Here is a 26,032-nt window from a genome sequence, read left to right as displayed (position 1 = left end):
ACACATTGGTTTCGACGGAAGTCGCAGCAAACAACACCTAACCGTAGCAGCGGGTTTACCCCGCGACCTCCGTTTTGGCAGCCAACTCATCCTCAACAAACACGGCTTTGTATTTCAAACACGCTGTCGCGACATAAAGTCGCTGCTACGAAAACACACATTGGTTTCGACGGAAGTCGCAGCAAGCAACACATAACCGTAGCAGCGGGTTTACCCCGCGACCTCCGTTTTAACCGCCAACTCATCCTCTACAAACACGGCTTTGTATTTCAAACACGCTGTCGCGACATAAAGTCGCTGCTACAAAAACACACATTGGTTTCGACGGAAGTCGCAGCAAGCAACACCTAACCGTAGCAGCGGGTTTACCCCGCGACCTCCGTTTTAACCGCCAACTCATCCTCTACAAACACGGCTTTGTATTTCAAACACGCTGTCGCGACATAAAGTCGCTGCTACGAAAATACATATTGGTTTTCGGCATAAAATCACAGCAAGCTACACATAATCGTAGCAGCGGGTTTACCCCGCGACCTCCATTTTGGCAGTCAACTCATTCTCTACAAACACGGCTTTGTATTTCAAACACGCTGTCGCGACATAAAGTCGCTGCTACGAAAATACACAAGGGCTCAACAGCAAGCTACACATACACGTAGCAGCGGGTTTACCCCGCGACCTCCGTTTTAACCGCCAACTCATCCTCTACAAACACGGCTTTGCATTTCAAACACACTGTCGCGACATAAAGTCGCTGCTACGAAAACACACAAGGGCTCAACAGCAAGCAATACATAATCGTAGCAGCGGGTTTACCCCGCGAAATAAAAGCCACCCCGCCAAATATCGTGAATTCTTCTCCATCAATTGTACTCCTAGGCAAACGCGCGTAAAATTCGGCCATTGCAGAAAAAATGAAAAGACAACCTATGATTGACCAAAACCTTATCAGCCAAATGGTAAAGCAGGCGCTAGACGAAGACCTTAATTATCAAACACCAAACGAAGGTGATATTACCGCAGCCCTTATCCCAGAAACGCAGCAAGCAAATGCCTATGTGATCACAAGGGAAGATTGTGTGTTCGTTGGCAAGGCGTTAATCGAAGAAGTTTTTCAGCAGGTCGACCCAAGTGTTAGCGTCAACGTACTTGTGAACGACGGCGATTTTGTTGCCGCCAACACCCGTTTGTTTACCGCAAGCGGCTCAGCGAGAGCGATTCTAACCGCAGAGCGCACGGCGCTTAATTTTGTACAAACGCTATCGGGCACGGCAACCACCACAGCTAAGTATGTTGAAGTGCTGAGCGGTACGCAAACTAAACTGCTAGATACACGTAAAACCATCCCTGGATTAAGAGCGCTACAAAAATACGCCGTTAAATGTGGTGGTGGTAAAAATCATAGAATTNCTTCGACGCGTATCTTATTAAAGAAAACCACATTGCCGCCTGTGGCGGTATCGCCAAAGCCGTTGCGACTGCGCGTAATAACCACCCAGACAAGCCGGTAGAAGTTGAAGTAGAAAACCTAGGCGAATTACAACAAGCCTTAGATGCGGGCAGCGATATTATTATGCTGGACAACTTCAGTGTGAGTGAAATTCAACAAGCGGTTGAAATCACGCAAGGCAAAGCCAAGCTGGAAGTCTCTGGTAATATGACCATTGAAATTTTGACGACTTACGCACAAGCCGGTGTTGATTTTATTTCAAGCGGCGCACTGACCAAACATGTACAAAGCATCGACCTGTCGATGCGCTTCGAATAACTTTCGCTAAATTTAAAAAGTGTTCTGATAGGGCTGATTGCCGGGCCCTATCCTTTTCTTTGTAGTGCTACTTAGTAACCAATAAATCACTCACTTTGGTTGATTTGTTTGCACCTTAAGGTATCGGATTTTTCATTTTTAAAAAGAATACGACTTCATACCAGCAAATAATGTTGGGCTCACTTTGTAATACCACGTAATAGAGAAAGTTTTCTATTTCGTTGACAAACCTACTTAAAACCCGTTAAATACGACAAAAGAACTAGAGTGTAACAAGATCTTAATGTTCGGTAACGATTGGTTCCGTTCGTTTTTTGAACCGATATTAGAAAAGCTTGAGCTACCGCAAGAGAATCAATAATTTATTATTAAAATTCAATTGCTGAGCTCAGCGTTTACTATTAAAGTAAATGTTAATTGTGATCGCTAAAACTAAATCGGTGCTACACTTCTAGTTGATTAGGGAACGGTCACAAACTTAACGGGTTTAGTTTTCAAGATGTTTGAATGATAAACTTGCTTCACCTTCTTGGGCGCCGTTAAGTCAATTTGAGCACACCAGTTTGTTGATTCGATGGATTGGTATTTATTGCAAAGGTTTTAATAAACGCTTAACTTAAACCTATTATGGTTAAGTCACTTAAAATTTAGGAGACACATCATGACTCAAAAACAACAGGGTGGTTTTACCCTAATCGAACTAATGATTGTAGTTGCAATCGTAGGTATTTTGGCAGCAGTAGCACTTCCTGCTTATCAGGACTACACAGTAAAAGCCCGTTTTACTGAAGTTGTAACCGCAGCTTCCTCTGTAAGAACTACTATGACAGAATGCTTGCAAACTAATAATAACGTTATCGCCTCATGTGACGAGTTTGCTGAATTGGGTATTGCAGCTCCTGCGGCAACANTTAGCCAGTTTAACAATCACTAAAACCACTGGAGTAATAACAGCTACTGGTACGGCTGTCGCGGGTAGCTATGACTATATTTTAACTCCCCCAACAATCGATCCTAAAAAGGCTGCCCCTTCAACATATGTATTTACCAAAAGTGGTTCTTGCACTAAAGCCACTATTACAAACCTCTGCTAATAAATTATCGGGGAGATTCAACCTCCCCGTTAATTTCAACTAATACTCTAATCCATGAATAAAAAATCTATAGAATCTAGTAATACTTTAGACACCTTTATTTGGGTCGGAGTAAATAATAGAGGTAAACGCCTCGAAGGCGAAATAACAGGCTCGAGTGTCGCTTTAGTCAAAGCGCAACTAAGAAAACAGGGCATTACTCCTTCTAAAGTCAAGCGTAAACCTAAACCTCTGTTTGGTTTGTCTGGTGCGCAAAAAATCACTCCTCAAGATATTGCAACGGTCACAAGACAAATTGCCACTATGTTGACTGCTGGTGTATCTCTAGTACAGACTCTTGAGATGCTGGCCAGAGGCAGCAAAAATAAATCATTGTCTAAACTCATAGGTCATGTGGGCGATGAAGTGAAGGCAGGTCAGCCTTTAGCGAAAGCATTACGTGCTTACCCCAGATATTTTGATGAACTCTATTGTGACCTTGTCCATTCAGGGGAGCAATCGGGAGCACTTGATACCATATTTGACCGCATAGCACTCTATAAAGAAAAAACAGAAGCGCTAAAATCTAAAATCAAAAAGGCGCTGTTCTATCCTATTGCGGTGATTGTCGTTGCATTGATTGTAACAACAATCCTTCTAATATTTGTGGTACCTCAATTTCAAGATATCTTTGCCGGTTTTGGTGCCGAACTCCCCGCCTTTACGTTGATGGTTATCGCGATTTCCGAATTTATGCAGGAATATTGGTGGGTATTTATACTCGGTATTGGCCTATTTGGTTATACCTATAAAGAAATGCTTATTCGCAGTGCTGCGGTAAAGCATTTTAACGATCGTATGGTTTTACGTATTCCAGTGATTGGCGAGATCCTTAAAAAGGCGGCGGTGGCGCGTTATGCTCGTACCCTTTCTACCACCTTTGCTGCGGGTGTTCCACTTGGTGATGCACTTGATTCTGCTGCTGGTGCTTCAGGCAATATTATCTACAAAAACGCAATTAAAGAAATAAAAGCAGAGGTTAACTCGGGTAACCAAATGCACTGGGCAATGCATAACACCAAAGTATTCCCTGATATGGTGGTGCAAATGGTGTCTATTGGTGAAGAATCAGGCTCTTTAGATGGTATGCTGGCAAAGGTTGCAAACATTTATGAGCAAGAAGTCGATGATGCGGTGGATGGCCTTTCTAGCCTATTAGAGCCACTCATTATGGTGGTGCTCGGCGTACTGATCGGTGGCCTTATCATTGCCATGTACTTACCGATATTCCAACTAGGCTCTGTTATTTAATTTTGTTCACAAAATTACACTATTATGAGGTGCAGTGCTGTGTGGTAAACTGCAAAAATCCATACCGAGTATGCCTCGGTAATTTAAACAAAAAAATATAAGCAAGCGCCCAACTTATGCAAGATATTATCAACTTGATGCAAACCCAGTTATGGTATTGGTTACTCACTGTCGGACTCGTTAGTCTTTGCATCGGCAGCTTCCTCAATGTGGTTATTCTTCGCTTGCCTAAAATGATGAAGCAGAGCTGGCAATCAGAATGTCGCGTGTTGCTTGCCGATGAGCTACCAACACAAACCACTGAAGCACCCGTATTTAATTTAATTAAACCAAATTCTCATTGCCCTAGCTGCAAAACGCCGATTAAAGCGTGGCAAAACATTCCACTGATCAGCTGGCTATTATTAAAAGGCAAATGCAACCACTGCGATGCGTCAATCTCAGTACGCTATCCTTTGGTGGAGCTAACAACCGCCCTACTCTCCACATGGGTTGCTTGGCATTTTGGTGCCACTTTAGAAGCTACTCTGTATATATTGATTACTTGGGTGTTAGTCGCACTTACGGTTATCGATATAGACGAAATGTTGCTGCCCGATCAGTTAACGCTACCAACCTTATGGTTAGTACTAGTTGCCAGTTGTTTTGGTGTTGGCATCGAACCCAATGATGCCATCATTGGTGCGGCGATAGGTTATTTGAGTTTATGGAGTGTGTATTGGCTCTTTAAATTACTCACAGGTAAAGAAGGCATGGGCTATGGCGACTTTAAACTGCTAGCCATCTTTGGTGCATTGATGGGCTGGCAAGCAATTCTAACCATAGTACTACTATCAAGCCTAGTCGGCGCAATTATTGGTAGTATCCAATTAAGTGTTCAAGGCCGAGATAAAGCCACCCCAATCCCATTTGGCCCTTACTTAGCCATCGCAGGCTGGATCACCCTAATGTACGGCGAGCAGCTACAGCTGTGGTACGTAAACTTAATAATGTAAAGTAAGACAATGCTAAAAACGAATAATTGGATTTTAGGGGTGACGGGCGGTATTGGTGCGGGTAAAACGGCCATCACTAATCACTTGCAGCAAAAAGGGATAGTAGTTGTTGACGCCGATATCGTTGCACGAGAAGTAGTCGCACTAGGCAGCACAGGGCTGCAAGCGATTGCTGATGAGTTTGGCAGTGCCATTTTACAGCCTGACGGCAACTTAGACAGGGCCAAGTTAAGAGCCATTATTTTTGCTAATGCCGATAAAAAACAGTGGCTTAATGAGCTACTTCACCCGCTTATCCGTAATGAAATACTCACGCAGTTAAACGCAGCGCAAAGCGATTACGTGGTTTTAGCGGCGCCCCTGCTGTTCGAAAATGGCTTAGAGCGGTACTGCGACGCCACTTTACTTGTTGATGTCGCGGTTGATACGCAAATCGCGAGAACAATCAGCCGAGATTCGGTCGATGCAGCGCAAGTAAACCGTATTATCGAGTCGCAGTTACCGCGCGCAGATAAACAAGCAAAAGCGGACTACATACTAGACAACGACCGACCGCTACTTGAAAGCCTGCAAGAGACAGATAGATTACACAATGAGTTTATCAATCTAGCAAAAGTGAAAGTAAGACTAAATAATTAGGCTAGACTTGGCTGTAAAACTTAATCTACACTCACAGTGATAACTTGGCATTTTTCCAACTTAATGATAAATATTGAATATGCATTCAATGTGAAGGCAAAGAGGTACTATGGAACATCATTCCCCGCTACTGCGTAAATTTATTACCTTAGGGCGAGTCACTGCTGAGCAAATAAAGTCTCGCCAGTCAGAAGCAAACACCACCGCCGAATTGATTTGCCTAAGTTCAGGAATGAGCTCCAAAGAGCTAGCTGAAGAATGCCTAGACTTATTCAAGGTGCCATTTTTTAATCTTGATCACTTTAACATCAGTGAAATACCACCAGCGCTAGTCAAAGAAAAGCTGATCCGTAAACACCATATTTTACCGCTGGTACAAAAAGGTAGAAAACTCTACGTTGCGGCTTCTGATCCTACTGATTTCGGCGCATTTGAAAACTTTGAGTTTAGTACTGGACTACAGTGCGAAGTCTTAGTCGCCGACTACAAAAAGCTCGAAGCAAAGATTGATCAGCTGTTTGATGCAACAGGTGGCCTCTCGATCTCTGAAGAAGAATTTAAAGAATTTGCCGACTTAGAAGTTGATGACGAGCCTAAACAGCAAAACACCAACGAAGACAAAGACGATGCGCCAATCATCGTTTATATCAATAAAATCTTAATGGACGCGATAAAAAAAGGCGCGTCGGATCTGCACTTTGAGCCCTACGAAAAAAAATACCGCGTGCGTTTTCGTATCGATGGCCTGCTGCATGAAATGGCAAGTCCACCAAATACGCTGGCTACTCGCCTCGCCGCCCGTATCAAAGTGATGGCGCACTTAGACATAGCGGAAAAACGCAAACCGCAAGATGGCCGCATTAAATTAAAGATTTCCGAGCGCAAAAGTATCGACTTTCGTGTGAGTACGCTGCCTACCATGTGGGGCGAGAAAATCGTAATGCGTATTCTAGATTCGTCCAGCGCCATGCTCGGCATTGACGTGCTAGGTTATGAGCCTGAGCAAAAACAACTTTACCTCGACGCACTAGAGCAGCCTCAAGGCATGATTTTGGTAACCGGTCCAACGGGGTCTGGTAAAACCGTGTCACTTTACACTGGCTTGAATATTCTTAATCAGCCAGAGCGCAATATCAGCACCGCGGAAGACCCTGTCGAAATAAACCTTGAGGGTATTAACCAAGTACAAATCAATACCAAAGCGGATATGACCTTCGCCAATGCCTTGAGAGCATTCTTACGTCAGGATCCGGATGTAGTGATGGTTGGTGAGATCCGTGACCTTGAAACCGCTGAAATATCAATAAAAGCCGCCCAAACCGGTCACTTAGTATTGAGTACGCTGCACACCAATTCTGCGCCTGAAACGCTCACCCGGCTATTAAACATGGGCGTGCCGGCATACAACGTAGCAAGCTCGGTGAGTTTGATTATTGCTCAGCGTCTCGCAAGACGCCTTTGCCCTAAGTGTAAAACACCTGAAACGCTGCCGGAAGAAGCCTTGCTAGGGCAAGGCTTTACAGCCGAGCAAATTAAAGAGATTACCCTTTTCGCGCCTAAAGGCTGTGAAAACTGCACCGATGGTTACAAAGGCCGTGTGGGTATTTATGAGGTGGTAAAAATCACGCCAGAGCTTTCGCACCTGATCATGGAAGGGGGTAATTCTCTTGAGATTGCCGAAAAAGCAGAGCAGTTAGGTTTTGATAACTTACGTAAATCTGGCCTGAAAAAAGCCGCCGCAGGGGTGACATCGCTTACGGAAATCAACCGCGTAACGAGTTATTAAGACTGATTGATTAAGACAAAAAGATCGCGATGTAAAATCGCTCCCACCAATAAACTAACATCGGTGTGGGAGGCGCTTTATGCGGCGAGATTGATGTAAAAGCTCGCGATGTAAAATCGCCCCCACAAATAAGGTAACATCCGTGTGGGAGCCACTTTATGCGGCGAGCTTGATGAAAAAGTTCGCGATGTGAAATCGCNGCCTACAAATAAGCTAACATCGGTGTGAGAGCCGCTTTACGCGGCGAGCTTGATGAAAAATATCGCGATGTGAAATCGCTCCTACAAATTAGGTAACGCCCGCGTGAGAGCCGCTTTACGCGGCGAGCTTGATGAAAAAGTTCGCGATGTGAAATCGCGCCTACAAATAAGCTAACATCGGTGTGGTAGGCGCTTTACGCGGCGAGCTTGATGAAAAATATCGCGATGTAAAATCGTGCCCACAAATAAGATAATATCGGTGTGGTAGGCGCTTTACGCGGCGAGCTTGATAAAAAATATCGCGATGTGAAATCGCGCCCACAAATAAGCTAACACCCGTGTGGGAGGCGCTTTACGCGGCGAGCCTGATGAAAAATATCGCGATGTAAAATCGCTNCCTACAAATAAGCTAACATCGGTGTGAGAGCCGCTTTACGCGGCGAGCTTGATGAAAAATATCGCGATGTAAAATCGCTCCTACAAATTAGGTAACGCCCGTGTGGGAGCCGCTTTACGCGGCGAGCTTGATGAAAAATATCGCGATGTGAAATCGCTCCTACAAATTAGGTAACGCCCGTGTGGGAGCCGCTTTACGCGGCGAGCTTGATGAAAAAGTTCGCGATGTAAAATCGCTCCTACAAATAAGCTAACATCGGTGTGGGAGGCGCTTTACGCGGCGAGATTGATGTAAAAGCTCGCGATGTAAAATCGCTCCTACAAATAATCTAGCCTCCCTGTGGGAGCCGCTTTACGCGGCGAGCTTTATGAAAAAGATCGCGATATAAAATCGCTCCTACAACTAAGGTAACGCCTGTGTGGAATAGCTTTATGCAGCGAGATTGATGAAAAAGTTCGCGATGTAAAATCGCTCCTACAAATCAGCTATACAAATTTTGCGGTACTTTAAGCACATTAATATGTACCGTGACTTCCTCACGGTCATGATATAGGTGTTTTGCTTGGATCTCATAATCCACATTGTACTTTTGTAGCTCTTCATGGATAAGCGTAAGACATTCATACACACTGTCGAAGCGTTTTTTCATCGGTAGCTTTAAGTTAAAGATCAGCTCTCGAGCAAACGCATTCACCACCCAGTCCACCATCAGATCAGCAACACGCGTTGGCTTTTCGACCATATCACACACCAGCCAATCAATATTGCGTTTTTCTGGGCGATATTTGAATCCATCTTCACGATAGTGCTTCACTTGTCCCGTTTCCATCAGGTCATCATTCATCGGGCCATTATCAATTGAGGCGACAAACATGCCACGACGTACGAGTTGATATGTCCAACCGCCGGGACAAGCACCTAAATCAACGGCTCGCATCCCCGCGCACACACGAGTCTCTTGTTGATCTTTAGGCACAAAGACATGGAATGCCTCGTCTAATTTTAGCGTCGAGCGGCTTGGTGCGTCCGATGGCATTCTCAGACGTGGGATCCCCATAAAGAATGGCGAATTGTTATCACTAAACGAATAACCCACATAAGCGGTGTTATTAGCAAGGAACAATACATGTAATACAGGCTTGGCAGGTTTTACCTCACGAGTCAGCTTATTTTGCTTCTCGAGCGCCTTAGACAAAGGCGTTGAAAACTTTTTGCAGAATTTAGAAAGTTCCTTTCCTTCGTTAGTATCTGGCGTTTCAACGCGCAGCTCACCACACAAAGGAAAGCCTTCCACCGCCGCTTTTATCACGCTCACTCTGTCTTCAATCGGCATATGGGTATGCAAAGTGCCAACAAACCACTGCCTTGCAAACACCAGTTTCTTAAAGTCGATTTTTTTCGCTAAGGTCTCAGCATCATTTGGCGAAAAACACTCAAATGTTACAAAAGCAGTATTCGGCTTAGCTTTTACGTAGCCAGCAATTCCATGCTTTGCAGCATAATGATTAATTTCGGCTGCGGCGTCACTTTCAAAACCACCGCGACAATAGATAACGATACTCGACATTAGATTCTCTAGATTAAAAGGAAGATTTAGCAGCTTGAACTATCAATAAAATCCAAGCAATTAAAAAACAGGTACCACCAATTGGGGTGATTGGCCCTAGCCATTTCATGCCCGTTAAGGCTAGTAAGTACAGACTACCGCTAAATAGCAATACACCCATAATAAAGAAACCGCCAGCAACTTGCACCTTGAGGCCCCATTTGATTAAAAACGCGGTGGCAATAATGGCAAGGCCGTGAGTCATTTGGTACTGTGCCGCCGTATTAAAAATACCAATGGCATAGTCGCTCAAACGTCCTTTGAGACCGTGAGCGGCAAACGCCCCCAGTGCCACAGACAACAAACAAAACACGCTGCCAATAATCAAGTAGAGCTTAGCCATGACAGCGCTCCTTAATAAAATTCGCCGCTATCACGGCAGCATTCGCGCGGCTCTCTGACTCGCTTACGCCACTCACTTTACGTGGCTTGAGTGAATGGTCGCCATCTTTGAGCCATTTCACCATGACTTGCTCTGGAAAGCACATGGCATCAACCTCAGTGCGGTTGCCAAAGGTATCACGTTCGCCTTGTAAAATGAGCAGCGGGCATTTCAGCTCAGGAAAATGGTCCACTCTGAGCTTTTCCGGCTTACCAGGCGGGTGGAATGGATAACCAAACGCAAGTACCCCTTCCACTTTTACGGTGGTTTCACAGGCCAGCATAGATGCCATACGCCCACCCATTGACTTACCACCAATAAAGAGCGGTAAACTTGGTTCTACTGCTGCCAGTACTTGCTGAAAATACGCGAGTAGCTTAGGAGCACGCTCTGGTGGACGTTTTTTTCCTTCTTGTTTGGCTTGCTGCATATATTCAAAATCAAAGAGCCCAACTTGAACGCCCTTAGAAACAAGCAATTTAGCCATTTCTTGCATAAAATCACTATCGCTTCCTGCACCTGCACCATGGGCAAAAATAAACTGTGCAACAGGGTTTTCAGCATAGTGCCATTCAATATTTACTGCGCTCATAAACTATTTAACTCTTGTTCGTGTTCTACCATACCGAGCATCCATTCTTTGAATGAAACTATTTTACCCAGCTCTGACTGCGACTCTCTAAATACCAAGTAATAGGCATTTTTACTTTCAAGGTGGTGACTAAACGGAATAACCAGTCGCCCTGCATCTATATCCGGTCTTGCCAATACGCTATTGCCCAGCGCCACGCCTTGGCCGTGAATTGCTGCCTGTAACACCATAGAAGAGTGACTGAAGATAGGCCCGGTATTTACCGCCACATTTCTGACCCCAGCGGTTTTCATCCATGCCTTCCAAGCGCGACGCGTGGTGTCATGGAGTAAAGTATGTTGCGCAAGGTCGCTTGGCTGATTAAGCGGTTTGGGGCCAGTTAACAAAAATGGGCTACACAATGGCACAAAGTACTCGGTATGTAGCTTATGGGTTTGCACCCCATTCCAGTTACCACGACCGTAGTAAATTGCGACATCAACGTCATCCGTTAACGAGTTGTCGTCGTGATCTTGGGCTTTGATCCGTACGTCGATTTCAGGGTGCAACTCATTAAAGTTACTCAGCCTTGGTACCAACCATTGAATTGCAAAGCTCGGCGTCAAACTCACCGTTAACGACCCTTTTGCGCCTCGCGCAAGGAGCTTTTCAGTTGCATCAATTAATTGTGAAAAAATATCTTTAATATCGAGGTAATAGCCCTGCCCTTCCTCAGTTAACAGTAAGGAGCGATTTTTTCGCAAAAACAGTTTTAAACCTAGATGTTCTTCTAAGATTTTAATTTGATGACTAACCGCAGCTTGAGTGACGTACAACTCCTCTGCTGCTTTGGTAAAGCTCAGGTGTCGTGCCGCCGCCTCAAAGGCTTTTAATGCATTTAATGGTGGAACTCGTCGTGACATTCATTCATGCCTATAAAAAACCCGCTAACCGCGGGCAAGTAAAATCCCCAAACAACATCTAATTATGAGGTCGCTTGGGTATAGATTATAAATCAGCTGCGCTGGTGTCCAGTGGCGCAAAACTCTTAACTAGCTCATCTACCGCTTTCATCTGTTGTAGGTAGCCTTCAAGTTTAGCCAATGGCAATGCACAAGGACCATCACACTTAGCTTCATTTGGATTCGGATGCGCTTCAATAAAGAGTCCAGCTAACCCAAGTGCCATACCGCTACGAGCAAGCTCAGCAGCCTGAGCACGACGGCCATCAGCAGAGTCGCTACGACCACCAGGACGCTGTAGCGCATGTGTCGCATCAAAAATAACAGGAGCCATACGCTTCATATCATCCATGCCCAGCATATCTACGATCAAGTTGTTATAGCCAAAGCTGCTGCCGCGTTCACAGAGGATAACTTTGTCATTGCCCGCTTCATTGATTTTCTTAATGATATGACGCATTTCATGTGGCGCTAAAAACTGTGGCTTTTTCACGTTGATCACCGCACCAGTTTCTGCCATAGCAACTACTAAGTCAGTTTGACGAGCGAGAAACGCAGGTAACTGGATCACATCAGCAACTTCCGCAACGGGTTTTGCTTGGAATGGCTCATGCACATCGGTGATAACCGGTACATTAAAGGTCTTTTTGATTTCTTCAAAAATCTTTAAGCCTTCTTCCATGCCAGGGCCACGGTAAGAGTTAATTGACGAGCGATTGGCTTTATCAAATGACGCTTTAAATACGTATGGGATCCCAAGTTTACTTGTGACCTCAACATAATGCTCTGCGATTTGCATTGCTAAGTCACGAGACTCAAGCACATTCATTCCACCGAACAGTACAAACGGCTTATCGTTTGCAACTTCTCGTCCCGCAAGGTTAATAATATCTGTATTCATTTTTTATCCTTTAGCTGCCTATTACACGAAGCAATTGTCCGCATAACCAAGCCATATAAGTACCAAGGGCATAACCGAGCACCGCCAGTAACACACCGACCGGAGCAAGCGCTGGGTGGAAAGCCGAGGCCACCACCGGCGCAGATGCCGCACCACCAATGTTTGCTTTACTGCCAACGGCAACATAAAACACAGGTGCTTTAATTAATTTAGCAACGATAAATAACAAACCAACATGCACGGCCATCCAAATAACACCAATAACGACGTATTTAGGCGCCTCAACAATTTTGGTGATATCCATGTGTAGACCAATGGTTGCTACTAAAATATATAAAAAGCTCGAGCCAATTTTTGACGCGCCAACCGCTTCATATTGACGTGCTTTGGTAAACGAAAGTGCCAGACCTATGGTCGTAACGAGGACTATGATCCAAAACAGTTTGCTGTGAAGAGAGAACTTCTTCAGCTCTGGGTAGTTACTACTAAAAAATGGCACCAGTAAGTCCGCAGCAAAATGCGCAAGCCCCGTTGCACCAAAAGCAAAACCAACTAGGATCATCAAATCTTTAAGTTCGGGCTTTCTTGCATGCTCGGCTTCAAATGCTTGCACTTTGTCAATTAGGCGATTGATTGAAGAAGTATCCGCCCCTGTACGCGCATCAATTTCTTTATTGCGCGCCGCCATATAGAGTAAGCACGCCATCCACAAGTTTGCGACAACGATATCAACCGTTACCATAATGGTGAAGATTTCTCCGCCTGCGCCGTAAATCTCTTTCATCGCCACCATATTGGCACCGCCACCAATCCAGCTTCCTGCAAGCGCGGCCATACCACGCCATACAGCTTCTGGGCCAGTTACACCTAGTAGCTCAGGCATAAAGGTAGCAGTAAGTAAAAGCGCAATTGGGCCACCAATCACCACACCCACCGTTCCCGTTAGGAACATGATAATCGCCTTTTTACCCAAAGCCGCTATCGATTTTAGGTCAATACTCAGTGTCAATAGCACCAAACAAGCGGGTAACAGGTAATACTTTGCTACCGTGTAAACATCGTTATTGTTGCCATCAACGATACCAAAGGTATTTAACAGAGATGGTAAGAAATAACACATCAACAGCGCCGGCACGTACTTGTAAAACTTTGCCCAAACTCCGCTTTTTTGACTCGATGTGTAAAAAACAAATCCCAGAATAACGGCCAATAGGCCCATAATTACCGCGTTATTGGTAACGAGCGCAGCGCTTTGCTCCATAAATCCTCGCTGTTATTATTTTTTATATAACTATTTTTAATGCAAAATATTATTATGATCGGCCAACTCTTTGATCTGATGCTGGATCACTTCAATGGTTGGGTCGTCCGGACATTCATCAACAAAAAATTGTAAGTCGTCTTTTGCCATCTTCGGACAATTTAATTGGTTGAGTAGATAGCCTCTATCACGACGTTCGTAAGGATCATCGCCTAAGATATCCATCAATTGCTCGACGCAACTTAACGCGTGACCAAACTTTTCTGCCGCAATAAACGCCCACTTTTGCTGAGACAAATAAAGCTTTAACGACTCTTCATTAAAAATAAGCTCCATCGGCTCTTGGTCTTTTTCTTGCTCTTTGTCTTGGTTGTTTTCGTTTTCTGGAATTATGTACCAGCTCTGGTGGCCTGAGCTTGGCTCAATGACATAACCTTCCTCTTCGCTAAAAGCGACGTGCACCACAATCTCCCCTTGGCTTAGAGCAAGACTGGCCTCTAATTTCGCACGTTCAAGCAGATGCACTAAGACAAGACCCAGTGCGGTATTGGTACCACTGCGCATAGAAAGTGCGTAACAAACGCTATTGAGCTTATATTCAGGCACCTTTTGACTGCTACTACTGAATAGCCACAAGGTATAAAAAGCGTCTAATATTTCATCCAAACATTTATGATTGTTTGTATGCTTATGGCGAATTTCATCCACGGCAAATTCAAGCTCTGCTAACTGACACAAAGTTTCATTGGTATCAGCTTGTGCATCCCAACTTTGCTCAGCCTTGATACAACGGATCAACGGCGGATAGGAAAATGCATCTGAATTGTCATCGAGAGATAAGTCATTCTCATCTAACCAGATATCATTCTTCATAGAATTCGGTTTCTCTTGAATTGATTTCATTTAGAACGACTAGTTTACCACTTTTTATCATATTCCCAAGGGGGGAAATTTAGTAATACCAATCTATCGTTCACTGAAATAGTAAAAATGTTTACTTATTATGGTGATATAGAAGCGCTCGGTGATAAGCCAAGCGCTAATTGAAGTGGTTAAGCAAAGAAGCCTTGTTTGCTCACGGCAAGGTGCGCGATGGCCATTAGTACCAGTGTTGCAGCGCCTAACGCCAAATATTTGGTCTTTTTAACACTTGCTTTTGCAATAACAAAACCCAGCGCAATATAACCAAACACCAATACGATTTTTTGTAGCAGCCAAGGTTGTTGTGCANCCCCCGCCGTTACCGCCAAAATAACCGCTGAAACTAACAGTAAAGTGTCTACACTGTGGCTGGTAATAAACACGCCTTTGTTTGTTGCTAATTTACCAGAACCCAAACACGAAAACGCGCGAGTGTAAAATAGCACTATGCTCAATACCACAAATAGTAAGTGCGTATGTTTTAACGCCATGTAATCCATATTATTCTCTAATCAGGGAAACGTTGTAGGATCAATTCTAACTCATTAATACAACGGTTGAATACATCCACGAGTTTGGGGTCAAAGTGTTTTCCCTTTTGCGCAGTAATCTCTTTTTGTGCATCTTCTTGGCTCCATGCCTCTTTGTAGCAACGTTTATGGCGTAACGCATCATACACATCAGCTAGTGCTACGATGCGACCATAAAGGTGTATTTCATCACCTTTTTTACCTTTCGGATAACCGCTACCATCCCATTTTTCATGGTGGTCTCGAGCGATTAACGCGCCCGCACTGACAATTTCACGGCGAGAATCTTTTAACAAGTCAAAGCCTTTGTCTGTATGGGTTTGCATGACTTTCCACTCTTCATCATCCAGCTTGCTAGGCTTATTTAAAATCGCGTCAGGAATTCCAACTTTACCCACATCGTGCAGTGGTGACGCCATTTTCACCAGCTCAGCTTCTTTATCAGAAAGACCCATTTCTTTGGCAAGCATATGACAAAGATATGCAACGCGCTTAACATGGTTGCCGGTATTGGTGGAATGAAGCTCAAGCGCTTCACTTAAACGGATCACCAGTTCTTGCTGGGTATCTTCAATCTCGGCTTGTAGCTGTACATTTTCGTACGCCAATTGCATATTCTGAGCAAAAATATCGATTAAATGGCGCTGGGTTTCGGTTAAGAATTCAGGAATACCAGACACAAATAGCATTGAGGCGTGGTTATAGTCACTGGAGCAATAGGCGAATAGATAATTGTCTTTATATACAATGTCTTTATCTTGTAGTGCTTTTAAGCAAGCATCCATTTGATCGCTGCTAAGCACTTCAGAAATCGGCTTACCTTCGCTACTTTCAAACTCTCCACGCCCTGCAAATACAACTAATTGATCGTTCGTTTGACCAGGCTCTTTACCCGCCGCAAGTGACGTTGCATACATGGCTTGGTCGACCGTGCCTATCAGCGAAGTAAGTTGCTGTAGCACCCCCTCAATAAAACTCTCAATTGAGTGAGTAGCAAAAATATCGCGGGAGGCTTTAATGATTTTCTCAAGCCCTTGTCTTGATTGATCGATGGCGAGGATGTCACGATATGAACGTAAACTCGACATGACCACAGTAAAGAGCTTTTGCGCGGTGAGTTCTGTTTTTGACTTATAGTCGTTGATATCGTAGTTCACGATAACTTGGCGTTCAGGCGCTTGACCTGGCTGACCAGTTCTTAAAATGATACGGATATGGTTGTTTTTGGCGGTTTCACGAATGTATTTTGCGACCTGCAAACCAGCATCGTCGGTTTCCATGACAACATCCAGCAATACCACCGCAGCATCGGGATTGGCATCGACGATTTTCTTTGCTTCTTCACCCGAATAAGCGCTAATAAATTCCAGACGCTTTTTTTGAAACTCAAAGTCACTCAGTGCTAATTTTGTCACTGCATGCACTTCGGGCTCATCATCGACAATAATAACCTTCCAAGTGCCTACTTTTTCAGGTTCAACTACGTCAGCGGGTTCGTCTGAAAACAAAAAATCATCCATATTGCGGATCCTATTGAAGCGCCTAACTTTCGTGTGAGTTCATGACTTTACGGCAACATTGCCAACGTCACTCTATCACACCCTGCCATATCTTTTATTGTAAGTATATTAATATACGCCATTTCTGCAAAAAACTGTTGGATCTTATCTGCTTGCTCAAAGCCATGTTCAAGTAGCAAATATCCTCCCGAGTTCAGGTGTTGCTTAGCCGTCCTGATAATATGAAAAATATCCGCATAGCCATGTTCATCCGCAACCAACGCGCTGAGTGGCTCAAACCTCACATCTCCTTGTGATAAGTGATGATCGGCTTCATCAATATAAGGTGGATTACTCACAATCAAATCAAACTGTTGCTCTGTAACTGCGCTAAACCAATCACTTTGCAAAATCGACACGTTGTCAAAGCCCAATTGAGATTGATTAGACTTTGCAAGCGCCACGGCGTCTGCTGAAGCATCTACGGCTGTGATTTGCCAAGCTGGATATTCACTCGCCAACGCCAGTGCAATCGCACCTGTACCTGTTCCTAAGTCTAGCACCTGAGCGTCATTTGGCATGCTGAGAGTTAAAACATGCTCAACCAGTGTTTCGGTATCTGGCCTTGGAATAAGCGTACTGTTGTTGACTTTTAAAGGCAAGCTCCAGAATTCTCTTTGACCTGTGATGTGTGCCACGGGCTCTCCCGTAACACGGCGTGCGATACATTCTTCGAATCGCTGCTGCTCTAATGTTGAAAGCTCAGCTTCGGGCCAAGTAAAGAGATAAGTGCGGTTTTTATCGATAACATGGAGTAATAACACTTCGCTATCGAGCTTTGCTGACTCGGAGTGTGGTAACAACTCAGAGGTTGCCCAAGCAACGGCTTGGGCAATGTTAAGTGTTGGCATTAATCGCTTTCGCTCATTGCTGCTAATAGATCAGCCTGATATTCAATAACCAGCGGATCGATAACAGCACCCAACTCACCGGAGATCACTTCATTAAGGCGATATAGCGTCAAGTTGATACGGTGATCGGTAATACGGCCCTGCGGGAAGTTGTAAGTACGAATACGCTCAGAGCGGTCACCGCTACCTACTAGATTACGACGTTCAGAAGCTTCTGCTGCTGCACGTTTTTCATCTTCTGCTTGCTGTAAGCGCGCACTTAGTACAGACAGCGCTTTCGCTCTATTTTTATGTTGTGAACGTTCGTCCTGACATTCAACCACAACGCCTGTCGGCAAGTGAGTGATACGAATAGCAGAATCGGTTTTGTTGACGTGCTGACCACCGGCACCTGACGCACGGAAAGTATCCACTTTTAGATCCGATGGATTAATTTCAATTGCTTCTGCCTCTGGGATCTCTGCCATCACGGCAACCGTACATGCAGAGGTGTGAACACGGCCTTGAGATTCGGTTTCAGGCACACGTTGTACACGGTGAGCGCCAGACTCAAACTTAAGTTTGCCATAAACACCGTCGCCACTAATGTTAGCGATAACTTCTTTATAGCCACCGTGCTCGCCTTCGTTAGCGCTTACGATTTCAACACGCCACTTTTGCGTTTCTGCATAGCGGCTATACATACGGAATAAATCACCAGCGAAAATCGCGGCTTCATCACCACCGGTTCCCGCACGCACTTCCAAGAATACGTTGTTATTGTCTTTTGGATCTTTGGGTAACATCAATACTTGAAGGTCATCTTCAAGCGCAGCAATGGCAGCTTTTGCTTCTTTATACTCTTCCTGTGCCATTTCACGCATGTCTGGATCTGAGTCTTTTAACATTTCTTCAGCAGTTGCGACGTCTTCCTGAGCCTGTTGGTAGGCTGTAAACGCTTTAACTACGTCTTCCAATTCTGAAAACTCTTTTGACAAGGCGCGAAAGCGGTTCTGATCGCTAATCACCTCAGGCGAGCTTAGCATCGCTTGAACTTCTTCATAGCGCTCTACTAAGGTTTCTAACTTACGATATACAGACTCTTTCATTTACACGTTATTCCTGCTCAATACCTAATGTTTGCTTGAGTTGCGCTAACTTATCTATATCGCCTTCTTTCGCAGCCTCTTGAATGGCGCGCGTTGGTGCGTGTGTTAGTCGATTACTCAGCTTATTTGCTAATTCAATAATAATTTTATCTGCTTCTTTGCCCGATTGTAGCTGATTTAGTGCTTTGTCCACGAGCTCATTTTTAATTTCTTGCGCGCTTTGGCGATACTGCCTAATCACATCCACTGAATGCAGCGAACGTTGCCACTCGGAAAACTCTTGCGTGCGTACATCGATGATCTGCTGCGCTTCAATGGCCGCTTGTTCTCGACTGGCCAAGTTTTCATTGACTATCGCCTGCAGGTCATCAACTGAATAAAGATAAGCAGCATCCAACTCTGACACTTGGCTTTCGATATCGCGAGGCACCGCGATATCGATAAATAACATGGGTTTATGGCGACGTTTTTTAAGCGCTTGCTCTACTACCCCCTTACCGATAATTGGTAAGGTGCTCGCGGTTGAACTAATAACAATGTCTGCACTTGGTAGCGCATCTGGCAACTGTGCCAGTGAAATAACACTACCGCCAACTTCTTTTGCTAGGTTTTGTGCGCGCTCAATTGTACGATTCGCGACTGTGATTGACTTTGGATTATGCTGCGATAAGTGTTTAGCAACTAACTCAATCGTTTCACCGGCACCAATTAACAAGACCTGAGTTTTATCCAATTGACCATAAATATGCTTTGCTAAATTAACAGCGGCATACGCCACTGAGACAGCACTTGCACCAATATCGGTTTCGGTGCGCACTTGCTTCGCCACTGAAAAAGTTTTTTGGAATAAACGCTCAAATGTTGGCTGAATTGCATGGTGTTGTTTGGCCGTACTAAAAGCTTGTTTAATTTGCCCAAGAATTTGTGGCTCACCTAACACCAATGAATCAAGACCGCAGGCAACTCGCATTAAATGGTTCACCGCATCCTGATTCATATGCACATAGACATTTTCTGTTAAGTCTCGTTGCTCTATGTTATGAAAATCTGACAACCAACCGAGTAGTGCTTGGGGATCAGCAGACTCAAGGCTACAATAGATCTCGGTTCGATTGCAGGTCGACACAATCACAGATTCTTTAAACTGCGAAGAATGTTGGAGTTGGTGCAATGCTTCTGTAAGCTGTTCTGGAGAAAACGCCACTTTTTCACGTAATTCTACAGACGCGGTTTTGTGATTGATACCAAGTGCGATGATGGTCATAGATGCCAGTATTGCTCGAGCCCTGCTTTAAAGCCGGCAATTTTACCAAAAATCAATCGAATATGGAAAGTAAGGAAAGGCCTTTGAGACAACTTCATTTGATTTTACTCATATTTTTATTAATTTTAACCGGTTGTGCGCAACAATTACCTCAGCAAAACGTAGCACAAGACTGGCAATCTAGACTAAAACAACAAAAAAATTGGCAAGCGAGAGGTAAACTTGCATTTATTGCCCCAGACAATCGTCAATCTGCTAACTTTAATTGGTACTTAAAAGAAGAGAAACAAAATCTGATTTTAACCAGTTTTGTGGGCACCCGCATATTCGAACTAGAAGAATTAGACACACACTCGGAGCTGACCTTTGAAGACAATGTCCATAAAGGCATGGATAGTAGCGATTTGGTTAAGCGTTTAAGTGGTCTCTCTCTTCCGGTCAATCAAGCCCCTCAATGGCTAACGGGCTTAGTTGAAGCACCAGCCAGTGAACTTGATGACCTTGGCAGAATAAGCAATGCACAATGGCAAAGCCCATCTGGCCGAGTGTGGCAAATCACCTATCAACAATATAAAATGCAAGACGGAATGTGGCTGCCTAGCCGCATGAAACTCTCGTCGACCAATATCGAGGTCAAAGTATTAATCACTTCATGGCAGTTTAAATGAAGACATTGACGCTAAGCGCTCCGGCAAAATTAAATCTTTTTTTGCATATCAATGGCCGTCGAGAAGACGGCTACCATGAACTAGAAACTTTATTTACTTTCTTAGATTTTGGTGATGAATTAGCTTTTACGCTAACCAGTAACCAGCAGGAAATCGTCATTTGTGGTGACACCGCAGGCATTCCACTCGAAGATAACCTCATTTATAAAGCCGCCAAAATTCTTGAGCCCTATAAAAAAATAACTGCTGGTGTCGATATTCAGTTAAATAAACGGCTTCCCATGGGTGGAGGTGTTGGTGGTGGCTCGTCCGATGCTGCCACAACTTTATTGGCACTCAATACGCTGTGGCAATGTCAGCTTACTATCCCAGAACTTGCAAAACTCGGTCTCCAGCTAGGTGCCGATGTGCCTGTTTTTGTTGAAGGTAAAACAGCTGTAGCCCACGGCGTTGGCGAGCAACTTGAGCCAATTGACATCGAAAAAAAATGGTATTTGGTGGTTGCCCCCCCCGTTCATGTCAGCACCGCGTTAGTCTTTACCCACCCAGACTTACCGCGCAATACGCCTAAGCTAAAAAGTGGTTGGAAACTCTCGGATACGGGCAACGACTGTCAAACTCTTGTCAAAAAGCTTTACCCCGAGGTTGAAAAGACCCTCGCGTGGTTGCTAAAATATGCACCAACCAAAATGACTGGTACTGGAGCTTGTTGTTTCGCGGAGTTTGAAAATCGTGAGGCAGCGCTGCGTGTGCTCGAAACTCTACCTTCATCTTGGCAGGGCTTTATTGCCCAAAATACAAGTGTGTCAATTTGTCATCGACAATTGCGCGCTTGGCAAAACTAGAAGTAAATTGTTTAAGTTAGCTTGTTTTGACTTTTTTATTTCATGGTCATTGCATGTTAGTCCAAAAAATTCAGTGCCTGAGGAACCCTACCGTGCCCGACATGAAGCTCTTCGCTGGTAACGCAACACCTGAGCTAGCTCAAAAAGTTGCAAAACGTTTGTTTATTGAGTTAGGTGATGCTGTTGTTGGCCGTTTTAGCGACGGTGAAATTAGCGTTCAAATCAACGAAAACGTTCGTGGTTCAGATGTATTCATCATCCAATCAACATGTGCTCCTACAAATGATAATTTAATGGAGTTAATCGTCATGGTTGATGCGCTACGTCGTGCATCTGCTGGTCGTATCACAGCCGTTATTCCTTATTTCGGTTACGCACGTCAAGACCGCCGCGTGCGCTCTGCTCGTGTTCCAATTACTGCTAAAGTTGTTGCAGACTTCCTTTCAAGCGTAGGTGTTGACCGTGTTCTTACCGTTGACCTACACGCAGAACAAATCCAAGGCTTCTTCGACGTACCTGTTGACAATGTATTCGGTAGCCCAGTGCTAATCGAAGACATGAAAGAGCGTAAGTTCGAAGATGTAGTAGTAGTTTCACCTGATATCGGTGGTGTGGTTCGTGCTCGTGCGATTGCAAAACTGTTAGATGATAAAGACCTAGCGATCATTGATAAGCGTCGTCCACAGGCTAACGTTTCTCAAGTTATGCATATCATTGGTGATGTTGCTGGTCGTGACTGTATCATTGTCGATGACATGATAGATACAGGCGGTACTTTATGTAAAGCAGCAGCAGCACTTAAAGAGCACGGTGCAAAACGCGTATTCGCTTACGCAACCCACCCAGTACTTTCGGGCAATGCTGCGGAAAATCTACGCAACTCAGTTATCGATGAAGTTATCGTGACTGATTCAATTCCACTTTCTGATGAATTGAAAGCGCTTGATAACATCAAAGTACTAACACTTGCAGATATGATGGCCGAAACTATCCGCCGTATCAGCAACGAAGAGTCAATCTCTGCGATGTTTCAACACTAATCGGCACCAAAACTGATTAGCCAAAAAGCACCTCTGGTGCTTTTTTTGTTTTATAGGTTTCATTGCAAGTGCGTTAGTGGTATATTGGCGCGCCTTTTTTAGGCAGGGAGCTTGGTCGCGAGCTCTCTGACACATTAACTTAAATTATTTTGGAGACATCCATGTCTGTATATAAATTAGACGCTGAAGTACGTTCTGACCTAGGTACTGGTGCGAGCCGCCGCCTACGTCGCGCTGACAAAGTTCCTGCAATCCTATACGGTGCTGGTAAAGATGCAGTTTCACTAACTTTTGATCACAACAAAGTATTGAAAGCGCAAGAAGACGAAGGTTTCTACACTCACATCCTAACGCTAAACATTGGCGGTGAGTCTGTTGAAGCAATTCTTAAAGATATGCAACGTCACCCGTACAAGCCTAAGATCACTCACTTAGACTTCCAACGCGTTGATGCTTCTCAAAAGCTTCACACTAAAGTTCCTGTTCACTTCATCAACGAAGAGAAAGCAACTAAAGGTGGCAACACTATCGTTCACCAACTAACTGAAATTGAAATCACTTGTCTTCCAGCAAGACTTCCTGAGTTCATCGAAGTTGACGTAGCGACTCTAGCTGTTGGCGAAACTCTACACCTATCTGATATCAAGCTTCCAGCTGGCGTTGTTTCAGTTGAACTTGCTAAAGGTGCAGATCACGACCAAGCGGTTGTTTCAGTAAACGCTCCTAAAGCAGCTCCTGCTGAAGAGTCTGCTGAAGACGCAGCTGAGTAATTGTTCAGGTGTTAACACCTTGAATAATATTCAAATGCTTGTGGGCCTGGCAAATCCAGGCCCCGAATACGCAAACACCCGTCATAACGCTGGCGCTTGGTTTATCGAAGAACTAGCCAGAAGATACAACTGCCTCCTAAAACCAGACGCTAAACATCACGGCCTCACTGGCAAAGTGCTCATCAATAATCAAGAGTTTAAATTGCTGATCCCTACGACTTATATGAACTTAAGTGGTAAAGCGGTCGCGAGTCTTGCCAATTTTTATAAGATCCCCGTCGAGAGTATTCTTGTTGCTCACGATGAAATGGATTTAGAACCCGGTATCGCCAAACTCAAAAAAGGTGGTGGTCACGGCGGTCACAATGGCTTAAAAGACATAATCGCTAAAATGGCAAATAACAAAGAATTTATGCGATTGCGCGTTGGTATTGGTCACCCAGGACATAGAGACAAAGTCACGGGGTGGGTTTTAGGCAAAGCACCACAAGCTGATCAAGAGAAAATTGATGCCGCTGTGGATGAAGCAGTCCGATGTATGGAAATACTCGCAAAAGACGGTGTGTTAAAAGCGCAAAATCGACTACATTCATTTAAACCGTAACAGTTCACTGCTGCGATTGATTGAGTAATACCTAAGCTTCTCGTTCGCCATGATGCGTGCTTGAGATAATACGGTAGAAATTTAGGAATAAACACTATGGGTTTTAAATGTGGCATTGTTGGTTTACCTAACGTAGGTAAATCTACTTTATTTAATGCGTTGACTAAAGCGGGCATTGAGGCCGCAAACTTTCCTTTCTGTACTATCGAACCGAATACCGGTGTAGTACCAGTACCAGATGCTCGTCTTGACCAGCTAGCTGAAATTGTAAATCCTCAGCGTACTATCCCAACTTCAATGGAGTTTGTGGATATTGCCGGTTTGGTAAAAGGCGCATCAAAAGGCGAAGGTTTAGGTAACCAATTTTTAGCAAACATCCGTGAAACGGATGCTATCGGTCACGTAGTTCGCTGTTTTGAAAATGAAAATATCGTGCACGTTGCTGGTCAAATCGATCCTGCTGAAGACATTGATGTAATCAACACTGAGCTGGTACTTGCAGACATGGATACTGCAGATCGCGCAGTTTTACGTAACGCGAAGAAAGCGAAAGGCGGCGATAAAGACGCGAAATTTGAACTTGTTGTACTTGAAAAAGTGAAAGCGCACTTGGACGAAGGCTTAACGCTTCGCTCACTTGAGCTAAATAAAGAAGAAGCGGCAGCAATAAGCTACCTAAACTTTTTAACGATCAAGCCAACTATGTACATCGCCAATGTTAACGAAGATGGCTTTGAAAACAACCCATTCCTAGACAAAGTACGTGAAATTGCAGCAGCAGAAGACGCGGTTGTGATCCCTGTATGTGCAGCAATTGAGGCTGAACTTTCTGAACTTGAAGAAGAAGATAAGAAAGAGTTTATGGATGACTTAGGCTTAGAAGAGCCAGGCCTAAACCGCGTGATCCGTGGTGGTTATGAGTTGTTGAAACTGCAAACTTACTTTACAGCTGGCGTAAAAGAAGTACGTGCATGGACTATCCCTGTTGGCGCGACAGCACCTCAAGCTGCTGGTAAAATCCACACAGACTTTGAGCGTGGTTTTATTCGTGCACAGACTATCGGCTTTGATGATTATATCGAGTTCCGTGGTGAATCTGGTGCGAAAGACGCAGGTAAAATGCGTCAAGAAGGTAAAGAATACATCGTAAAAGATGGCGATGTGATGAACTTCTTATTTAATGTGTAACTATAGTTACTACACGCTATTTCAATAAAAGGAGCTTCGGCTCCTTTTTAGTTTTATCAACTCTGCTTTTCAATCAAATAAGTACCTTGTTCTTCAGAGTAAGTTATAGACTCCAAAGGAATAAAAGTTCACAGGTTTTGTTAAAAATTTGCAATTGCCCCGCATGATTTGATATAAAAACAAGCCGTTTCGCTTAATTTATCTGCAAACAAACTGTGTTAGCAGATTTTTTGCAAAAAAGGTGTTGACGGCTTGGGGGCATATACGCATAATACGCCCCGCATCAGCGATGATGAGAAGTTAAAGAGATGGCTATGTAGCTCAGCTGGTTAGAGCACATCACTCATAATGATGGGGTCCCCTGTTCAAATCAGGGCATAGCCACCATGCTTTAACTACTACCAAAACTCATCGATTTGTTGTTGCAAAAAAATGTGCGGAAGTGACGGAATTGGCAGTTGTCTTGATATAGACGCTGGATTTAGGTTCCAATAACTAATGCTAAAAGATGTGCGGAAGTGGCGGAATTGGCAGTTGTCTTAATATAGACGCTGGATTTAGGTTCCACTAACTAATGCCAAAAGATGTGCGGAAGTGGCGGAATTGGTAGACGCGCTGGATTTAGGTTCCAGTATCTTCGGATGTGAGAGTTCAAGTCTCTCTTTCCGCACCATGTTCTCGATTGGAACTAAAACAATCAAATTTTCGTTGGAGTATCGCCTCGACACGAAGTGGAAGCGGTAAGGCAGAGAAGAGAGAGGTTTTGATCCCTCACTCATCCCCCCCCCAGATTCAAATCCTGGGTTCAACAATTTAAGTTAGATTTGAGTTTTCGTTGGAGTATCGCCAAGC

The 26,032-nt window shown here is 44.3% G+C and carries 23 protein-coding genes, 2 tRNA genes and 2 pseudogenes; 15 read left to right on the top strand and 12 right to left on the bottom strand.

The genetic code is table 11. From position 1 onward, the window contains the following. The 7 genes and pseudogenes from CKO50_RS24265 to pilB all read left to right on the top strand — a co-directional run. Positions 1-351 (top strand): hypothetical protein (locus tag CKO50_RS24265; protein WP_217989655.1); only part of this gene is annotated, 351 nt, incomplete at its 5' end. 578 nt (positions 352-929) lie between these two features. Then, positions 930-1,768 (top strand): annotated as a pseudogene (gene nadC, locus CKO50_RS14235) (carboxylating nicotinate-nucleotide diphosphorylase). A gap of 661 nt (positions 1,769-2,429) precedes the next feature. After that, positions 2,430-2,862: pseudogene (locus tag CKO50_RS25020) on the top strand (prepilin-type N-terminal cleavage/methylation domain-containing protein). 54 nt (positions 2,863-2,916) lie between these two features. Beyond that, positions 2,917-4,152 (top strand): type II secretion system F family protein, encoded by a 1,236-nt coding sequence (locus CKO50_RS14225; RefSeq protein ID WP_095728691.1) that lies wholly within the window; start codon positions 2,917-2,919, stop codon positions 4,150-4,152. A gap of 116 nt (positions 4,153-4,268) precedes the next feature. Continuing rightward, positions 4,269-5,147 (top strand): A24 family peptidase, encoded by an 879-nt coding sequence (locus CKO50_RS14220; protein WP_010607341.1) that lies wholly within the window; start codon positions 4,269-4,271, stop codon positions 5,145-5,147. A gap of 9 nt (positions 5,148-5,156) precedes the next feature. After that, positions 5,157-5,786 (top strand): dephospho-CoA kinase, encoded by a 630-nt coding sequence (coaE, locus tag CKO50_RS14215; RefSeq protein WP_095728690.1) that lies wholly within the window; start codon positions 5,157-5,159, stop codon positions 5,784-5,786. 109 nt (positions 5,787-5,895) lie between these two features. Beyond that, positions 5,896-7,572, top strand: a complete 1,677-nt coding sequence (pilB, locus tag CKO50_RS14210; protein WP_095728689.1) for a type IV-A pilus assembly ATPase PilB — start codon at positions 5,896-5,898, stop codon at positions 7,570-7,572. 1,078 nt (positions 7,573-8,650) lie between these two features. Here the strand turns inward: pilB and rlmM are convergent. The 12 genes from rlmM to hemA form a co-directional block, all read right to left on the bottom strand. Further along, entirely contained in the window at positions 8,651-9,736 is a 1,086-nt protein-coding gene (gene rlmM / locus CKO50_RS14205) for a 23S rRNA (cytidine(2498)-2'-O)-methyltransferase RlmM (RefSeq protein WP_095728688.1), read from the bottom strand. 13 nt (positions 9,737-9,749) lie between these two features. Next, positions 9,750-10,118, bottom strand: coding sequence for a DUF423 domain-containing protein (locus CKO50_RS14200; RefSeq protein ID WP_095728687.1), 369 nt, complete (start codon positions 10,116-10,118; stop codon positions 9,750-9,752). Beyond that, on the bottom strand, positions 10,111-10,749 hold the full coding sequence (locus CKO50_RS14195) for an alpha/beta family hydrolase (RefSeq protein WP_095728686.1): 639 nt from the start codon (positions 10,747-10,749) through the stop codon (positions 10,111-10,113). Before CKO50_RS14195 ends, CKO50_RS14200 begins: the two co-directional genes overlap by 8 nt. Beyond that, entirely contained in the window at positions 10,746-11,651 is a 906-nt protein-coding gene (locus CKO50_RS14190; RefSeq protein WP_010370478.1) for a transcriptional regulator GcvA, read from the bottom strand. The genes CKO50_RS14195 and CKO50_RS14190 overlap by 4 nt, the downstream gene beginning before the upstream one ends. Positions 11,652-11,736: 85 nt before the next feature. Beyond that, positions 11,737-12,591 carry a 3-deoxy-8-phosphooctulonate synthase gene (gene kdsA / locus CKO50_RS14185; RefSeq protein WP_095728685.1) on the bottom strand — a complete coding sequence of 285 codons (855 nt, stop codon included), beginning with the start codon at positions 12,589-12,591 and terminating at the stop codon, positions 11,737-11,739. Positions 12,592-12,601: 10 nt separating this feature from the next. Continuing rightward, positions 12,602-13,852 carry a DUF819 domain-containing protein gene (locus CKO50_RS14180; RefSeq protein WP_010607347.1) on the bottom strand — a complete coding sequence of 417 codons (1,251 nt, stop codon included), beginning with the start codon at positions 13,850-13,852 and terminating at the stop codon, positions 12,602-12,604. A gap of 36 nt (positions 13,853-13,888) precedes the next feature. Beyond that, positions 13,889-14,755, bottom strand: coding sequence for a tetratricopeptide repeat protein (locus tag CKO50_RS14175; protein WP_095728684.1), 867 nt, complete (start codon positions 14,753-14,755; stop codon positions 13,889-13,891). Positions 14,756-14,904: 149 nt separating this feature from the next. Further along, positions 14,905-15,273: a SirB2 family protein gene (locus CKO50_RS14170; RefSeq protein ID WP_095728683.1), complete on the bottom strand. Its 369-nt coding sequence runs from the start codon at positions 15,271-15,273 to the stop codon at positions 14,905-14,907. Between the two features lie 8 nt (positions 15,274-15,281). Next, complete coding sequence (locus tag CKO50_RS14165) at positions 15,282-16,823, bottom strand: response regulator (protein WP_095728682.1); 1,542 nt, start codon at positions 16,821-16,823, stop codon at positions 15,282-15,284. A gap of 47 nt (positions 16,824-16,870) precedes the next feature. Continuing rightward, positions 16,871-17,713: a peptide chain release factor N(5)-glutamine methyltransferase gene (prmC, locus tag CKO50_RS14160; RefSeq protein ID WP_095728681.1), complete on the bottom strand. Its 843-nt coding sequence runs from the start codon at positions 17,711-17,713 to the stop codon at positions 16,871-16,873. Further along, positions 17,713-18,801, bottom strand: coding sequence for a peptide chain release factor 1 (gene prfA, locus CKO50_RS14155; protein WP_010607352.1), 1,089 nt, complete (start codon positions 18,799-18,801; stop codon positions 17,713-17,715). Before prfA ends, prmC begins: the two co-directional genes overlap by 1 nt. 7 nt (positions 18,802-18,808) lie before the next feature. Next, positions 18,809-20,065: a glutamyl-tRNA reductase gene (gene hemA, locus CKO50_RS14150; protein WP_010370453.1), complete on the bottom strand. Its 1,257-nt coding sequence runs from the start codon at positions 20,063-20,065 to the stop codon at positions 18,809-18,811. A gap of 83 nt (positions 20,066-20,148) precedes the next feature. On the opposite strand from hemA, the gene lolB reads away from it, so the two are divergent. From lolB to CKO50_RS14110, 8 genes are all read left to right on the top strand, one after another. After that, on the top strand, positions 20,149-20,733 hold the full coding sequence (lolB, locus tag CKO50_RS14145; protein WP_158299104.1) for a lipoprotein insertase outer membrane protein LolB: 585 nt from the start codon (positions 20,149-20,151) through the stop codon (positions 20,731-20,733). Continuing rightward, positions 20,730-21,578 carry a 4-(cytidine 5'-diphospho)-2-C-methyl-D-erythritol kinase gene (gene ispE / locus CKO50_RS14140; RefSeq protein WP_095728679.1) on the top strand — a complete coding sequence of 283 codons (849 nt, stop codon included), beginning with the start codon at positions 20,730-20,732 and terminating at the stop codon, positions 21,576-21,578. Before lolB ends, ispE begins: the two co-directional genes overlap by 4 nt. 92 nt (positions 21,579-21,670) lie before the next feature. After that, positions 21,671-22,618 carry a ribose-phosphate pyrophosphokinase gene (locus tag CKO50_RS14135; RefSeq protein WP_010370444.1) on the top strand — a complete coding sequence of 316 codons (948 nt, stop codon included), beginning with the start codon at positions 21,671-21,673 and terminating at the stop codon, positions 22,616-22,618. A gap of 161 nt (positions 22,619-22,779) precedes the next feature. Continuing rightward, entirely contained in the window at positions 22,780-23,388 is a 609-nt protein-coding gene (locus CKO50_RS14130) for a 50S ribosomal protein L25/general stress protein Ctc (RefSeq protein WP_095728678.1), read from the top strand. A gap of 19 nt (positions 23,389-23,407) precedes the next feature. Next, positions 23,408-23,992 carry an aminoacyl-tRNA hydrolase gene (gene pth / locus CKO50_RS14125; protein ID WP_010607356.1) on the top strand — a complete coding sequence of 195 codons (585 nt, stop codon included), beginning with the start codon at positions 23,408-23,410 and terminating at the stop codon, positions 23,990-23,992. 96 nt (positions 23,993-24,088) lie between these two features. Then, on the top strand, positions 24,089-25,180 hold the full coding sequence (gene ychF, locus CKO50_RS14120) for a redox-regulated ATPase YchF (protein WP_010370435.1): 1,092 nt from the start codon (positions 24,089-24,091) through the stop codon (positions 25,178-25,180). 310 nt (positions 25,181-25,490) lie between these two features. Continuing rightward, positions 25,491-25,567: transfer RNA gene (locus tag CKO50_RS14115), tRNA-Met, on the top strand. Between the two features lie 201 nt (positions 25,568-25,768). Further along, a tRNA-Leu gene (locus CKO50_RS14110) sits at positions 25,769-25,853 on the top strand. Positions 25,854-26,032 lie beyond the last annotated feature (179 nt).

The organism is Pseudoalteromonas sp. HM-SA03, assembly GCF_002289345.1.
Taxonomy (GTDB): Bacteria; Pseudomonadota; Gammaproteobacteria; order Enterobacterales; family Alteromonadaceae; genus Pseudoalteromonas.
Note: the sequence above shows the minus strand (reverse complement) of the source record. Positions and strands in the feature narration are given on the sequence as shown.